This is a genomic window from Burkholderia sp. BCC0397 (assembly GCF_902832865.1).
Lineage (GTDB): Bacteria > Pseudomonadota > Gammaproteobacteria > Burkholderiales > Burkholderiaceae > Burkholderia.
In genome coordinates, this window is the sequence record NZ_CADFDL010000003.1 from 248,170 (window position 1) to 263,326 (window position 15,157).

General features: G+C 69.0%; 13 protein-coding genes. 6 read left to right on the forward strand and 7 right to left on the reverse strand.

Annotated features, from left to right (window positions below; all coding sequences use genetic code 11):
- Nucleotides 1-15: 15 nt before the first annotated feature.
- From HWX03_RS11220 to HWX03_RS11235, 4 genes are read right to left on the reverse strand one after another with little or no spacing between them, the layout of a single operon-like run.
- Nucleotides 16-1,008: a S49 family peptidase gene (locus HWX03_RS11220; RefSeq protein ID WP_175871285.1), complete on the reverse strand. Its 993-nt coding sequence runs from the start codon at nucleotides 1,006-1,008 to the stop codon at nucleotides 16-18.
- Between the two features lie 12 nt (nucleotides 1,009-1,020).
- On the reverse strand, nucleotides 1,021-1,422 hold the full coding sequence (locus HWX03_RS11225; RefSeq protein ID WP_027805410.1) for a Rieske 2Fe-2S domain-containing protein: 402 nt from the start codon (nucleotides 1,420-1,422) through the stop codon (nucleotides 1,021-1,023).
- Entirely contained in the window at nucleotides 1,419-2,078 is a 660-nt protein-coding gene (locus HWX03_RS11230) for an HAD-IA family hydrolase (protein WP_175820264.1), read from the reverse strand. Before HWX03_RS11230 ends, HWX03_RS11225 begins: the two co-directional genes overlap by 4 nt.
- A gap of 5 nt (nucleotides 2,079-2,083) precedes the next feature.
- Nucleotides 2,084-3,088, reverse strand: coding sequence for an RluA family pseudouridine synthase (locus HWX03_RS11235; RefSeq protein ID WP_175871286.1), 1,005 nt, complete (start codon nucleotides 3,086-3,088; stop codon nucleotides 2,084-2,086).
- A gap of 721 nt (nucleotides 3,089-3,809) precedes the next feature.
- Here HWX03_RS11235 and HWX03_RS11240 point away from each other — a divergent pair.
- The 6 genes from HWX03_RS11240 to HWX03_RS11265 all read left to right on the forward strand — a co-directional run bounded on the left by HWX03_RS11240 (nucleotide 3,810) and on the right by HWX03_RS11265 (nucleotide 11,065).
- Nucleotides 3,810-6,971 carry an Rne/Rng family ribonuclease gene (locus tag HWX03_RS11240; RefSeq protein WP_175871287.1) on the forward strand — a complete coding sequence of 1,054 codons (3,162 nt, stop codon included), beginning with the start codon at nucleotides 3,810-3,812 and terminating at the stop codon, nucleotides 6,969-6,971.
- Between the two features lie 131 nt (nucleotides 6,972-7,102).
- Entirely contained in the window at nucleotides 7,103-8,215 is a 1,113-nt protein-coding gene (moaA, locus tag HWX03_RS11245) for a GTP 3',8-cyclase MoaA (protein WP_175871288.1), read from the forward strand.
- A 21-nt stretch (nucleotides 8,216-8,236) separates the two neighbouring features.
- A complete protein-coding gene (gene mobA, locus HWX03_RS11250; protein WP_175871289.1) occupies nucleotides 8,237-8,860 on the forward strand; it encodes a molybdenum cofactor guanylyltransferase MobA in 624 nt (207 codons plus the stop codon).
- A gap of 111 nt (nucleotides 8,861-8,971) precedes the next feature.
- Nucleotides 8,972-10,270: a gephyrin-like molybdotransferase Glp gene (gene glp / locus HWX03_RS11255; protein WP_175871290.1), complete on the forward strand. Its 1,299-nt coding sequence runs from the start codon at nucleotides 8,972-8,974 to the stop codon at nucleotides 10,268-10,270.
- A 37-nt stretch (nucleotides 10,271-10,307) separates the two neighbouring features.
- Nucleotides 10,308-10,583 (forward strand): hypothetical protein, encoded by a 276-nt coding sequence (locus tag HWX03_RS11260; protein WP_006476519.1) that lies wholly within the window; start codon nucleotides 10,308-10,310, stop codon nucleotides 10,581-10,583.
- Complete coding sequence (locus HWX03_RS11265) at nucleotides 10,580-11,065, forward strand: GNAT family N-acetyltransferase (RefSeq protein WP_175871291.1); 486 nt, start codon at nucleotides 10,580-10,582, stop codon at nucleotides 11,063-11,065. Before HWX03_RS11260 ends, HWX03_RS11265 begins: the two co-directional genes overlap by 4 nt.
- A gap of 90 nt (nucleotides 11,066-11,155) precedes the next feature.
- Here HWX03_RS11265 and rmuC read toward each other — a convergent pair whose 3' ends face one another.
- From rmuC to HWX03_RS11280, 3 genes are all read right to left on the reverse strand, one after another.
- A complete protein-coding gene (gene rmuC / locus HWX03_RS11270) occupies nucleotides 11,156-12,634 on the reverse strand; it encodes a DNA recombination protein RmuC (RefSeq protein ID WP_175871292.1) in 1,479 nt (492 codons plus the stop codon).
- Nucleotides 12,631-13,620 (reverse strand): D-glycerate dehydrogenase, encoded by a 990-nt coding sequence (locus HWX03_RS11275; RefSeq protein WP_175871293.1) that lies wholly within the window; start codon nucleotides 13,618-13,620, stop codon nucleotides 12,631-12,633. Before HWX03_RS11275 ends, rmuC begins: the two co-directional genes overlap by 4 nt.
- 79 nt (nucleotides 13,621-13,699) lie before the next feature.
- Nucleotides 13,700-15,130 carry a sodium:proton antiporter gene (locus HWX03_RS11280; protein ID WP_175871294.1) on the reverse strand — a complete coding sequence of 477 codons (1,431 nt, stop codon included), beginning with the start codon at nucleotides 15,128-15,130 and terminating at the stop codon, nucleotides 13,700-13,702.
- Between the last annotated feature and the right edge of the window lie 27 nt (nucleotides 15,131-15,157).

The window sequence follows — 15,157 nt, forward strand, 5'->3', positions numbered from 1 at the left end:
GTCAGCCGTCAGCCGTCAGCGCAGGCTGACCGACGCGCCGCCGGCCGTCAGCGCCTTCATCGCGGCGCCCCCGACGGCCGCGCCGAACTTGCGCGCGACACGATTCGTCAGGCTTTCCTTCACCGTGTAGTCGACCAGATCCGGCGCCTTCAGCACGTCGCGCGCGACCGTGTCGGTCGTGCCGTAGCCGTCGGCGAGCCCGAGCTCGACGCTCCTCTCGCCGGTCCAGAACAGGCCGGAGAACATGTCGGGCGTCTCGTGCAGCCGCTTGCCGCGGCCATCCTTCACCGCCTTGATGAACTGCGCATGCACCTGGTCGAGCAGCGCCTGCGCGTGCGCGTCCATCTTCGGCGTTTCCGGCGAGAACGGATCGTAGAAGCCCTTGTTTTCGCCCGACGTATGCAGGCGCCGCTCGACCCCGAGCTTGCCCATCAGCCCGGTGAAGCCGAACCCGTCCATCAGCACGCCGATCGACCCGACGATGCTCGCCTTGTCGACGAAGATCTTGTCGGCCGCGGACGCGATGTAATAGCCGCCCGACGCGCACATGTCGGTCACGACGACGTACAGCGGCTTGTCCGGATACTTGCCGCGCAACCGCCGGATCTCGTCGTAGACCATCCCGGCCTGCACCGGGCTGCCGCCCGGGCTGTTGATCCGCAGCACGACGCCGACCGTGCCGTCGTCGTCGAACGCGGCGTCGAGCGCCGTGTTGATGTCCTCGGCGTTCGCGTTGACGCCGGCCGCGATCTCGCCGTCGATCGTCACGAGCGCCGTATGCCGCCCGCTCGACGAGAACTTCGAATCGCTCGAGAAATCGATCAGCGCGAACGCGAACAGCACGAACACGCCGAGAAACGCGAAGCGGAAGAAGATCTTCCAGCGCCGTGCCGCGCGCTGCTCCTTGACGGCCGCGAGCGCGATCCGCTCGAGCGCCGCGCGCTCCCAGCTCGGTTCACGGTTGTCGGGACGGGAGGAGGAATCCGGGGAATTCGGTTGGTCGGCCATGCAGTGGTGTCGTCAGTCGGTCGTGGCGGGAGTGGCAGGATGCAGATCCGCATCGGGCACCCAGAATACCGCACGGCCGTCGGGCGTGTCGCGCTCGTCGACCTCGACCGGCCGCAGGCGGCCGCCGCGGCACGGGCCGCCGACGCACTTGCCGGTATCCGGCGCATAGATCGCGCCGTGCGTCGCGCACATCAGATAGAGGCCCGACGACTCGAAGAACTGCCCTTCGGCCCAGTCGAGCTCCATCGGCACATGCGCGCAGCGGTTCAGGTAGCCGTAGGCGCGGCCGTCGTAGCGCACGAAGAACACGACGGCCTGTTCGCCGCGCAGCGTCGCATCGACGCGCACGCCGGCGCCGCCGTCGGTCAGCGCGCTCGATGCGCACACGCGCACGGCGTCCGGCGCCGCGCTCATGCGTGCTCCCGCAGCCATGCTGCCAGCGCGCCGACGTCCGGCGCGACGAAGCGCGGCGTGAGCGCCGCCAGCGCATCGGCCGTGTGCGCGCCGTATGAGACGCCGACGCCGGCCGCCCCCGCGCTGGCGGCCATCTGCAGGTCGTGCGTGGTGTCGCCGATCATCACGGTGCGCGCAAGGTCCTGCCCCAATTCGCGAGACAGTTCATGCAGCATCGCCGGGTGCGGCTTCGAGAACGTCTCGTCCGCGCAGCGCGTCGCGTCGAACAGGCTCGTGAGCTTCGACTGGTCGAGCACGCGGTTCAGCCCGACCCGGCCCTTGCCGGTCGCGACCGCGAGCAGATAGCCCGTATCGCGCAATTCCGCGAGCAGCTCGCGCACGCCGGCGAACAGTTCGATGCGCTGGTCGTCCAGCAGGTAGTGATAGCGATAACGCTCCGCCAGCCGCGGATAGTCGGATGGATCGAGGGTCGGAGCTGTAATCTTCAGCGCATCGCGCAGGCCGAGGCCGATCACGTAGCGGGACGCCTCGTCGGACGGCGTGGGCAGGCCGAGATCGCGGCATGCGGCCTGGATGCTGTGCGCGATGTGCGCAGTCGAATCCATCAGCGTGCCGTCCCAGTCGAAGACGATCAGGTCAAATTGCTGTCGAGCCATGCGGTTCAGGCGTTATCGCGCAATGCGCTGAGTTGATCGAGAAAGCGCCGGCATTCGGCCGGCAGCGGCGCATCGAACTGCAGCGCCTCGCCGGTCAGCGGGTGAGCGAGCTTCAGCCGGTGCGCATGCAGGAACATCCGCTTCAACGACGGCTGCGCGTTCGCGCGCGCCAGCGCCTTGTTCAGTGCGAAATCGCCGTACTTGGCGTCGCCGGCGATCGGCAGGCCGAGATGCGCGAGGTGCACCCGGATCTGATGGGTCCGACCCGTTTTGAGTTCCGCTTCGACGAGCACGTAGTCGGCCCAGCGGTCGACGAGGTTGAACACCGTATGCGACGCCAGCCCGTCGTCCTGCACGCGCACGCGGCGCTCCCCTTCCGGGGTCGAATACTTGAACAGCGGCGCCTTCACCGCGCGGCGCCGGCCCCAGTCGGGCTGCCATTCGCCGTGCGCGCACGCGAAGTAGCGCTTGTCCATCCTGTTCTCGCGAATCTGCTCGTGCAGGCCCACGAGCGCCGTGCGCTTCTTCGCGAGCATCAGGATCCCGGACGTCTCGCGGTCGAGCCGGTGCACCAGTTCGAGGAATTTCGCGCGCGGGCGCGACTGGCGCATCTGCTCGATCACGCCGAACGCGACGCCGCTGCCGCCGTGGACCGCGACCCCGGCCGGCTTGTCGATGACGAGCATCGCGTCGTCCTCGTACAGCACGTCGAAATTCGCGGGCGGCACGACGGGCGTGTCGGCGCGCGCGAGGTCGGCCGCCGCCACCCGCACCGGCGGCACGCGGACGAGGTCGCCCAGTGCGAGGCGGTACTGGGCGTCGATCCGGCCCTTGTTGACGCGCACTTCGCCGCTGCGGAGGATCCGGTAAATATGGCTTTTCGGCACGCCTTTACAGACGCGCAACAGGAAATTGTCGATCCGCTGACCGGCCGAGTTTTCGTCGATCTCGATCATCGATACCTGGCCGCTTGCGACCGAATTCTGGGATATTTTGCCTAACTCATTCATACTGAATATAATTTTGCCCAGCCTGACGTTGTGGGTGGCCTGTTCGGCCAGCCCCGGCTGAATCGGGCAAGGCGCAAGCGCAAACTGCTATTTTACTTGCGCCGGGGGTCCGCTGCTCGCCCCTAATCAAAGAGAAGCAGCAAGTTGCACGCACGGCGCCGCCCGTCGGCAAGGATCGCGCCCACAGGCGGATTCGGTCGGCAAGGCGCCGCGGTAACGGAAAGTTGGTTGAAAAGAATTTGATCGGCAGCCCGACGGCGCGAAGTGCGTCCGCAGGCTGCCGGTTGCGAAAATTACGGCGTTGCGCCCGATTTGGCCCCGCGAAGCGTGCGGGGCTTGGCGACGTCAAACCAGGGAAGTACACCCCAAGCGGGAAAGTCGGGCTGGATTCGATACTCCCCGCTGCGGCCCAAGCCGCAGCATCTGCCGCCCGTCGGCGCGCGCGACGCATTGCGCGCGCCCGTGGCAATGCCCGGATCAGGCTTAGCGCGCTTTTGCAGCGTGCGGTGTGTGAACGCCGTGCTTTGAAGCCGTATTCGCAGGTGCCCTATGGCCGCCGGCCCCGTCTTTCGGGCCCAAGCGCCTCTTCAGGCAATTCTCCCCGCCAGCGTTCCCGCTCCAGCGTGCTCGTGACAACACAACAAGGTGCGGCCTGCCGTCGTTCCCGCCCTCGCGACTGACAACCGCGAGGCGCCGGCAGCGGAGCCGCCTGGAGTCGTTCATGAAACGCATGCTGTTCAATGCGACGCAGCAGGAGGAGCTGCGCGTCGCCATCGTCGATGGGCAAAAGCTCATCGACATCGACATCGAAACCGCCGGGCGCGAACAGCGCAAAGGCAATATCTACAAAGGTGTCATCACCCGTATCGAGCCGTCGCTCGAAGCGTGCTTCGTCAACTACGGCGAAGACCGCCACGGCTTCCTGCCGTTCAAGGAAGTCGCCCGCCAGTACTTCAAGGACGGCATCGACATGCGCTCCGCGCGCATTCAGGATGCCCTGCGCGAAGGCCAGGAGCTGATCGTCCAGGTCGAAAAGGAAGAACGTGGCAACAAGGGCGCCGCCCTCACCACCTTCATCTCGCTCGCCGGCCGCTACCTCGTGCTGATGCCGAACAATCCGCGCGGCGGCGGTGTGTCGCGCCGGATCGAAGGCGACGAGCGCCAGGAACTGCGCGAAACCATGGCGCAGCTGGAGATTCCCGACGGCATGAGCATGATCGCCCGTACCGCGGGCATCGGCCGCAGCGCCGAGGAACTGCAGTGGGACCTGAACTACCTGCTGCAACTGTGGCGCGCGATCGAGGCCGCTTCGCAAAGCGGCAACGCCGGCCAGCCGATGCTGATCTATCTGGAATCGAGCCTCGTGATCCGCGCGATCCGGGACTATTTCCAGCCGGATATCGGCGAAATCCTGATCGATACGAACGAAATCCATGATCAGGCCCGTGCGTTCATGGACATCGTGATGCCGGACAACGTCGCGAAAGTGAAGCGCTATCACGACGACGTGCCGCTGTTCTCCCGCTTCCAGATCGAGCACCAGATCGAGACCGCGTACTCGCGCACGGTCCCGCTGCCGTCCGGCGGCGCGATCGTGATCGACCACACCGAAGCGCTCGTCGCGATCGACGTGAACTCGGCACGCGCGACCAAGGGTGCGGACATCGAGGAGACGGCCACCCGCACGAACCTCGAAGCGGCCGACGAAGTCGCCCGCCAGCTGCGCCTGCGCGACCTTGGCGGCCTGATCGTGATCGATTTCATCGACATGGAATCGGCGAAGAGCCAGCGTGAAGTCGAGCAACGCCTGAAGGACGCGCTCAAGCACGACCGTGCACGCGTGCAGATGGGCAAGATCTCCCGCTTCGGCCTGATGGAGCTGTCGCGCCAGCGGCTGCGTCCGGCGCTGTCGGAAGGCAGCCACGTGACGTGCCCGCGCTGCAACGGCACCGGCCACATCCGCGATACCGAATCGTCCGCGCTGCAGGTCCTGCGGATCATTCAGGAAGAAGCGATGAAGGAAAACACCGCGGCGATCCACTGCCAGGTGCCGGTCGAGGTGACCGCCTTCCTGTTGAACGAAAAGCGTCAGGAAATCAACAAGATCGAGTCGCGCTTCAAGGTCGGCATCGTGCTGATCCCGAACAAGCACCTCGATACGCCGCACTACAAGCTCGAGCGCCTGCGTCACGACGACGCACGCCTCGACGATCCGCGCGCGTCCTGGAAGATGGCCGAGGAAGCGGCCCGCGAGCTCGAGTCGGAAACCGGCTACAGCAAGCGGGCGGCCGAAGTGAAGCCGAAGCAGGAAGCCGCGGTCAAGGGCATCACGCCCGAGCGTCCGGCACCGAGCCCGGCTCCGCAGCGTCCGGTCGAGCCCGTCGTTGCAGCCCCGGCGCCCGTCGCCGCGGCAAGCGGTGGCTTCATCGGCTGGCTGAAGGGCCTGTTCGGCGTATCGCCGGCACCGGCGCCCGCACCGGTCGCGCCGGCTCCGGCGAAGGAGCAGGCAGCCCGTCCGGCTCGCGAGCGCACCGAAAAGACCGAGCAGCGCGGCGGCGATCGCAATCGCAACCGTCGCGGCGGCGCCCAGCAGGCGCAAGGCGGCCGCGACCAGGCAGCCGCAGGCCGTGGCCAGCCGCAACGCCAGGAACGCGAAGGCAAGGAAGTGCGCGAACCGCGTGAAGGCCGTGAGCCGCGCGAGGGCCGTGAGCCGCGTGAAGGCCGTGAGCTGCGCGAAGGCCGCGAAAACCGTGAGGGTCGCGAAGGTCGCGAGGGCCGTGGCCCGCGCGAAGGTCGCGAGCCGCGTGAAGGCCGTGAGCCGCGCGAACCGCGCGAAAACCGCGAACCGCGCGAGCGTGTCGAACAGCCGGAAGGCGTCGAAGCAGCCGGCCGTGGCGAGCGCCAGGAACGCGGCGAGCGTCGCGAGCGCGGCGAACGCCGCAAGCCGACCCAGCATGCGGCCACGCTCGAAACCGTCACCCGCGGCGAAAACCATCCGGAACTGGAAACCGACCAGGCTGTTGCAGAAGCCCTGCCCGGCGCGGAACTGGCAGCCGATGCGGAAGCCGGCGCACGTGACGGCGAAGAACGCCGCCGTCGCCGTCGCGGCCGCCGCGGCGGTCGTCGCGAGCGCGAGGAAGACGGCGCAGTCGACCAGGCCGAGCAAGGCGCCGAAGGCGAAGTCGCGGCGCAAGCCGTGACGCCGGACGCACCGGTCGCAGCCGAACCGGCCCGCACGGCCGCACCGGCAGTCGTCGCGGCCGTGGCAAGCGCGGTCGCCGTGGAAGCCGTCGTCGAGCAGCATGCCGCACCGGCCGCTGTCGAAGCGCAGCCGGCACCGGCACACGCCGAAGTGGCTCCGGCCGCCCCGGTCGAGCCCGTCGTCGCCGTCCAGGCAGCGGAACCGGCACCGGTCGCACCGGCAGTCGCGGAAGCGGGCCCGGCGCCGGTCGCCGTGTCGCCGACCGATGCGTTCGAAGTGCCGGCAGCCGCTCCGGCCGCTGTCGAGGCGCCGCAAGCCGCGCCCGTCGAGCCAGCCGCACCGGCCGCCGTGGCGATCGAAGCTGCTCCGGTGGCGATCGAAGCCGCTCCGGTGGCGATCGAGGCACCTGTCGAGGCAGCGCCGGCCGAAGCCGTCGCTGCACCGGCGCCGACACCGGCTGCCGCCCCCGCACAACCGGCAGCCGCGCCCGCTTCGGCGAGCCTGGATGTCGTGCTGGAGCAGGCCGGTCTCGTCTGGGTGAACACGGACGCCGACAAGTTCGCGGCCGCGCAGGAAGCCGCGTCGCGACTCCCGCGCCCGGCCCGCGTGCCGCGCGAACGCAAGGTGCTGCCGCCGGCCGATACGGCCCCGATGCAGCAGGTCGAAACGACGCACCACTGAACGGCGCATCGCACGACCAGGAAAAGCCCGCCTCCGGCGGGCTTTTTCATGTCCGCGCTGCGGGTTTCCGCCCCCCGGCCCCGCCGGCCGGTTGCGGCTAAAATAGCAGTCTGGTTCGCACTTCTTCCAACATGTCCCGACGCATCATTCCCCTCGCCGACGTCAGCGGGATGCCGGACGTCTCCGGCGTCGCGCATGCCCCCGACGGCACGCTGGCCGACACGTTCGCCAGGCCGCTGCGCGACCTGCGCATTTCGGTGACGGACCGCTGCAACTTCCGTTGCGTGTACTGCATGCCGCGTGCGGTCTTCGACAAGGACTACCCGTTCCTGCCGCACAGCGCGCTGCTCACGCACGAGGAAATCGAGCGCGTGGCGCGGCTCTTCGTCGCACACGGCGTCGAGAAGATCCGCATCACGGGCGGCGAGCCGTTGCTGCGCAAGAACCTCGAATTCCTGATCGAGCGGCTCGCGCGCCTGACGACGCACGCCGGCCGCCCGCTCGACCTGACGCTGACGACCAACGGCTCGCTGCTCGCGCGCAAGGCGCGCGCGCTGAAGGACGCCGGGCTCACGCGCGTCACGGTCAGCCTCGATGCGCTCGACGATACGCTGTTCAAGCGCATGAACGATGCCGAGTTCGCGAGCGCCGACGTGCTCGACGGCATCTTCGCCGCGCAGGCCGCGGGCCTCGCGCCGGTCAAGGTCAACATGGTCGTGAAGCGCGGCACCAACGACAGCGAGATCCTGCCGATGGCCGAGCGGTTCCGCGGCACCGGCGTGATCCTGCGCTTCATCGAATACATGGACGTCGGCACGTCGAACGGCTGGAACATGACCGAGGTGCTGCCGTCGGCGGACGTCGTCGCGCGCATCGCCGAACACTTCCCGCTTGTGCCGCTCGAGCCGCACACGGCAGCCGAAACCGCGCAGCGCTGGGGCTATGCGGACGGCAGCGGCGAGATCGGCGTGATCTCGAGCGTCACGCAGGCCTTCTGCGGCGACTGCACGCGCGCGCGGCTGTCGACCGAAGGCAAGCTGTACCTGTGCCTGTTCGCGTCGGCCGGCCACGACCTGCGCGCGCTCGTGCGCGGCGGCGCGAGCGATGCCGAGATCGCGACCGCGATCGCCCGCATCTGGCAGGCGCGCACCGACCGCTATTCGCAGTTGCGCGGCAGCGCGCCGGCCGACGCCGCGCCCGACGGCGCCGGCAAGCGCGTCGAAATGTCGTATATCGGCGGCTGACGCCCTTTCCGCCCGCGCCCGATGCCCGCTCCCGCCTCCGCCTCTCCGTCGATCGCCGGCCTGCTGCTCGCAGGCGGGCGCGCGACCCGCATGGACGGCGTCGACAAGGGCCTGCAACTGCTCGACGGTACGCCGCTCGCGCTGCACGTGCTGCGCCGGCTGTCGCCGCAGGTCGACGAGACGCTGATCAGCGCGAATCGCCATGCCGATCGCTATGCCGAACTCGGTGCGCCGTTCGACGCGCGCATCGTCGCGGATGAAACGCCCGACTTCCCCGGGCCGCTCGCGGGCCTGCTTGCCGGCATGCGCGCGGCGCGCGCGCCGCTGGTCGCGTGCTCGCCATGCGATACGCCCTATCTGCCCGACGACCTCGTCGCGCGGCTGCATGCGGCGCTCGACGCGCAGCAGGCCGACATCGCGATGGCGATTACCGTCGACGCGCAGCAGATGCGTTCGCCGCAGCCGACGTTCGCGCTGCTGCGCACGTCGCTGGCCGACGACCTGGCCGCCCGGCTCGCGGCCGGCGACCGCAAGGTGCGTGCGTGGTACGCACGCCACAAGACGGTCGAAGTCGAGTTTCGCGACGAGCGTGCGTTTTACAATGCCAACTCCTGGCAGGAACTCGCCGCGCTGGCCCGCCGCTGACGGCGCCGTGCCGTTCCCGCCCGGCGCCCGCCGCACGCGAAACCCGCGTCCAGGCACCCTCCTCGCGCCACCGGCCACGAACCCGATACGCCTTGCGGCGCAGTCCGACTGATGATCACGCAATCCTCGCCCGCTTCCCGAACCGCACCCGACCCCGATGCCCCGCTGTCGCTCGCCGACGCGCAGGCGCTCGCGTGCCGCTTCGCGGCGCCGGTCGACGCGTGCGACACGGTGGCGCTGCGCGATGCGCTCGACCGCGTGCTCGCGGCCGACGTGAGCGCGCCGTTCGACATTCCCGCGTACGACAACTCGGCGATGGACGGCTATGCGTTCGACGGCAGCACCGCGGCACTCGCATCGCCGCAGGGCGAGGTCGCGATGCCGGTCGCCGGCACCGCGTTCGCCGGCCATCCGTTCGACGGCGCCGTGGCGGCCGGTGCATGCGTGCGCATCATGACGGGCGCGCCGATGCCGGCCGGATGCGACACGGTGATTCCGCAGGAACGCGTGCGCGTCGACGGCGACACGATCCGCTTCGCCGCGCACGACGTCGCGCGCGGCGCGAACTGCCGCCAGGCCGGCGAGGATCTCGCGCGCGGCGCCTGTGCGCTCGCCGCGGGCCGCATCCTGCGGCCGTCCGATCTCGGCCTGCTCGCCTCGTTCGGCATCACCGACGTCACGGTGCGCCGGCGCGTGCGCGTCGCCGTGTTCTCGACCGGCGACGAGTTGCGCGCGCCCGGCGAACCGCTCGGCCGCGGCGCGCTGTACGACAGCAATCGCGGCATGCTGATCGCGATGCTCGAACGGCTGCACGTGGATGCGATCGATCTCGGGATCGTCCGGGACGACCCGGCCGCGCTCGAAGCCGCATTGCGCGACGCCATCGCCGCGCAAGCCGATGCGGTCATCACGTCGGGCGGCGTGTCGGTCGGCGAAGCCGACTTCACGCGCGACGTGATGGCGCGGCTCGGCGACGTGACGTTCGCGAGCCTCGCGCTGCGGCCCGGCCGGCCGCTCGCGTGCGGCACGCTCGCACGCGCGGGCGACGGCGCCGGCCACGCGCTGTTCTTCGGGCTGCCCGGCAATCCGGTCGCCTCCGCCGTGACGTTTTACGCGATCGTGCGCCCCGCGCTGCTGACGCTGGCCGGCGCGCAGACGCCGCCGCCGACCATGTACACGGCGCTCAGTACGCAGCCGTTGAAGACGCGTCCCGGCCGCACCGAATACCTGCGCGGCATCGCGACGCGCGCCGCCGACGGCCAATGGCACGTCGCGCCGGCCGGATCGCAAAGCTCCGCGTCGCTGAGCGGTCTCGCCGCCGCCAACTGTTTCATCGTCCTGGGCCACGATACCGCGGCAGTCGACGCGGGCGCCCCGGTCGACATCCTGCCGCTCGACGGCCTGATCTGAATTCCAATCGGTACATCACTACGGGGGCAATCCGCACATGAAGAAACAAATCTCGTCGATCGCCGCGGGGCAGACCGCAAAGGCGCTGATCCTCGTCTACCTGACGTTCAGCGTGCCGATCGTGCTGCTCGGCATTCTGGTCGCGTATATCCGTTACGGGATGGTCGAGTTGAGCACGATCCTGAGCGCGCTGCTGCTGAACGCGATCCTCGGTTTCGTGCTGCTGTGGATCGCGTGCCATGCGTACAACTGGGTCGCATCGCGCTTCGGCGGCATCGAGATCGTGCTGTCCGATCCGCCGGAGGAAGCGTGAGCGGCACGCCGCTGATCCGCGCGGCCGACCCGCGCGACGTCGGCGCGATCCTCGCGCTGATGCGCGAGCTGGCCGAGTTCGAGAAGCTCACGGCGCTGTTCGTCGCGACCGAAGCCGATCTCGCCGACGCGCTGTTCGGCGAACACCCGGCTGCCGAAGCGCTGGTGGCCGAGCGCGACGGCGCGATCGTCGCGTATGCGCTGTTCTTCCACAACTATTCGACGTTCCTCGGCCGCCGCGGGCTCTATCTCGAGGATCTGTACGTGCAGCCGTCGCAGCGCGGCACGGGCCTCGGCACCACGATGCTGCGTCATCTCGCGGCACTCGCCGTCGAGCGCCGTTGCGCGCGCTTCGAATGGTCGGTCCTCGACTGGAACCAGCCGGCGATCGATTTCTACGAGAAGATGGGCGCAACCGTGCTGCCGGAGTGGCGCATCGTCCGCGTGACGGGCGACGCGCTGGACACGCTCGCCGCGCATTGAGCGCGAGCCGGCCGCGCCGGCGATCGCTACAACAGAAAACGGGCGCCGCGGCGCCCGTTTTTTCCGTCCGGCGGCTGCCGGCAACGCGCGTCACGCGTCGTCCGCATCGGCGCCGTCGGCCTCTTCCGCGCCGAGCAGCCCGGCCGCCGCATCACCCGGCAGCGCCTCGACCTGCTTCAGCTTGCGGCTCATCACGCGCGTGCGCTGCTCGGCAGACTCGATCGAGCGCGTGACCGTTTCGAGCTGCGCCTTCGTGCGCGCGAGCACGTCGCCGAACTTGCCGAACTCCGTCTTGACCGCGCCGAGCACCTGCCACACCTCGCTCGAGCGCTGCTCGATCGCGAGCGTGCGGAACCCCATCTGCAGGCTGTTCAGCAGCGCGGTGAGCGTGGTCGGCCCGGCGACCGTCACGCGATAGTCGCGCTGCAACAGGTCGGTCAGCCCCGGACGGCGCAGGATCTCCGCATAGAGCCCCTCGGTCGGCAGGAACAGCAGCGCGAAATCGGTCGTGTGCGGCGGCGCGACGTACTTCTCGGCGATCGTGCGCGCTTCCATCCGCACCCGCGCTTCGAGCGCACGCGCCGCTTCCTCGACGGCCACCGCATCGGCGCGCTCCTGCGCGTCGATCAACCGCTCGTAGTCTTCGCGCGGGAATTTCGCGTCGATCGGCAGCCACACCGGCGCTGCGTCGCGCGCGCCGGCATCGCGGCCCGGCAGCCGGATCGCGAATTCGACGCGCTCGGTACTCTTCGGCACCGTCGCGACGTTCTTCGCGTACTGGTCGGGCGTCAGCATCTGTTCGAGCAGCGCCTCGAGCTGCACCTCGCCCCAGGTGCCGCGCGTCTTCACGTTGGTCAGCACCTTCTTCAGGTCGCCGACGCCGGCCGCGAGCGTCTGCATCTCGCCGAGCCCGCGATGCACCTGTTCGAGCCGGTCCGACACGAGCTTGAACGATTCGCCGAGCCGCTGCTCGAGCGTCGCGTGCAGCTTCTCGTCGACGGTGCGGCGCATCTCCTCGAGCTTCGCCGCGTTATTCGTCTCGATTTCCTTCAGCCGCTGTTCGAGCGTCGCACGCACTTCGCCGATCCGGCGATCGTTCGCCTCGGTCAATTGCGTGAGCTGCCGGTTCAACGTGTCGCCGAACAGCCGGAGCGCGCCCGTCTGTTCCTCGCGCGCCTGCTGGGCCTGGCGCTGCACGCTCTCGCGCATCGCATCGAACTGCTGCGCATTGCCGGCGACGAGCTTGCCGAGCTGCTGCGCGAAACCTTCGATCTGGTTGTTCTGCACGGTCGCCACGCTCGTCAGTTGCGCGGCGAGCGTCTGCTGCAACTGGGCAAAGCTGCCGGCCAGCTCGGTACGCGAGCCGCGTGCGTTTTCGACGATCTCGCCGCGCAATTCGCGTTCGAGCCGCTCGACTGCGCGCGCCTGCGCATGCGCGGCGTCCTCGATCTGGTCGCCGAGCACGGCCGCATCGTCGTGGCGGCCGCCGCCGCGCACGAGCGCGACGATCGCCACCGCGAGCGCGACGGCCAGCACGACGACCGCCGCAAGCAACAACGTCATCGTCATGCGCGCGGCTTCCCGATCACGTCAGGGTTGATCGGATTCGGCGGCTGCCCCGCACGCGGCCCCTCGCCCAGCGCGGCGATCAGGTTGTCGGCGGCGAGATTCGCCATCGCGCGGCGGGTCTTTTCGGTCGCGCTCGCGATATGCGGCGTCAGCACGACGTTCGGCACCTCGAGCAGCGCCGGATGCACGGCCGGCTCGCCCTCGTACACGTCGAGGCCGGCCGCGGCGATCGTCCCGTCGCGCAGCGCGGCGGCCAGCGCCGCATCATCGACGATCCCGCCGCGCGCGATGTTGGTCAGCGTCGCCGTGGGCTTCATCTTCGCGAGCTCGGCCGCGCCGATCGTGTGATGGTTCTCTTTCGTGTACGGCAGCACGAGCACGACATGATCGGCACGGGCGAGCAGCGCGTCCTTCGACACGTATTCGGCATTCAGCTCGGCTTCGATCTCGGGCGCGACCCGCGACCGGTTGTGATAGATCACCTGCATCCCGAAGCCGCGCGCGCGGCGTGCGAGCGCCTGGCCGATGCGGCCCATCCCGATGACGCCGAGCGTCGAGCCGTAGATGTCGGTGCCGAGGAAGCCGTCGTACGCCCACTTCTGCCAGTGACCGGCGCGCAGCCAGTGTTCGGATTCGGCGATCCGGCGCGCGGCGGCCATCATCAGCGCCCAGCCGAAATCGGCGGTCGACTCGTTCAGCACGTCGGGTGTGTTGGTGCCGAGCACGTTCGCCGCGTTGAACGCGGTCATGTCGAAGTTGTTGTAGCCGACCGCCATGTTCGCCACGACACGCAGGCGCGGCGCCGCCGCGAGCGTTGCCGCGCCGACCGGGTCGCCGGCCGTCAGCGCGCCGTCCTTGTCGGCCAGACGCGCGGCGAGCGCGTCGGGCGCGAGCGCGTCGCCGTCGTTCCAGTCGACGTCGAAATACTGCTTGAGCCGTTCGATCACGTCCGGAAAGATCGGACGCGCGACCAGGATCTTCTGCATTCGCCATCTCCGCATGCCGCGGACGGGTCGTAGCGCCGTGCGCCGCCGGGACCGCCCGCTCGGGTTGAAAATCGTCAGCTTACGCCGGGAAGAAAAGCCACGACGTCAGCAGGAATACCGGCATCAGCACGACGAGCGCCCAGCCGAGGTACGCAAAGAAGCTCGGCATCTTCACGCCGCGCGATTCGGCGATCGCCTTCACCATGAAGTTCGGCGCATTGCCGATATAGCTGTTCGCGCCCATGAACACAGCGCCAGCGGAAATCGCGGCGAGCGTCGACGCGCCGGTCGTCATCAGCGTCTGCGCATCGCCGCCGGCGAGGTTGAAGAACACGAGATAGGTTGGCGCGTTGTCGAGGAACGACGACAGGATGCCCGTCGCCCAGAAGTACATCGCGTCGATCGGCTTGCCGTCGGGCCCCGTGACGAGATGGACGATCTGCGCGAACGCGCCGTCCGCGCCCGCGCGCAGGATCACGATCACCGGCGCGATCGTCACGAAGATGCCCGCGAACAGCTTCGCGACTTCCTCGATCGGCGCCCAGTTGAACGCGTTGCCCTCGCGCGCGGAACGCGGCGTCAGCGCGAGCGACGCGAGCGTCACCGCCGCGAGCGCGACGTCGCGCACGAGATTCTGCAGCGCAACGTGCGTGCCCCACACGTCGAACGCGATGCCCGGCTTCCACACGCCGCTCATCAGCACGAGCGCGATCACGGCCGCCAGCAGCACGAAGTTGATCTTGCCGTCGATCGACAGCGCCGCGCCGTCGGGCGTCGGATCGAGCGCGGCCGGCCGCTCCTCGCCGCCCTTCCGGTAGAAGTACGTATCGAGCGCGAAGAACAGCGTCAGCAGCACCACGCAGATGAACAGCATCGGCAGCGCGAGGTGCGTGGTCGTCCAGAAGAAGCTCACGCCGTTCAGGAAACCGAGGAACAGCGGCGGATCGCCGAGCGGCGACAGCGAGCCGCCCGCGTTCGCGACGAGGAAGATGAAGAAGATCACGACGTGCACGACATGCTTGCGGTTGTCGTTGGCGCGCAGGAGCGGCCGGATCAGCAGCATCGCGGCGCCCGTCGTGCCCATCACGCTCGCGAGCAGCGTCCCGAGCGCGAGAATCGCGGTATTCAGCTTCGGCGAACCATGCAGGTTGCCGTTCACGCAGATGCCGCCCGCGACCGTATAGAGCGCGGTGAGCAGCACGATGAACGGAATGTATTCCTCGAGCAGCGCATGCACGAGCGTGCCGAACGCGGTGCCGGCGCCGAACGCGACCGCGAACGGCGCCAGGAACACGATCGCCCAGCCGGCGGCGATCTTGCCGAAGTGGTGATGCCAGAACACGGGGGCGACGAGCGGGAACAACGCGATGGACAGCAGGATCCCGGCGAACGGGATACCCCAGAGCGCGGACAGCGTGGCACCGTCGAGCGTGGCGGCCGATGCAAGCGCGGGAGCGGCGCCAAGCGCGATTCCCGACGCCATGCCCGCCCAGGCGGCATGTCGTTTCATGCGGAACTTCCTTGTTCGAGTAGGGGT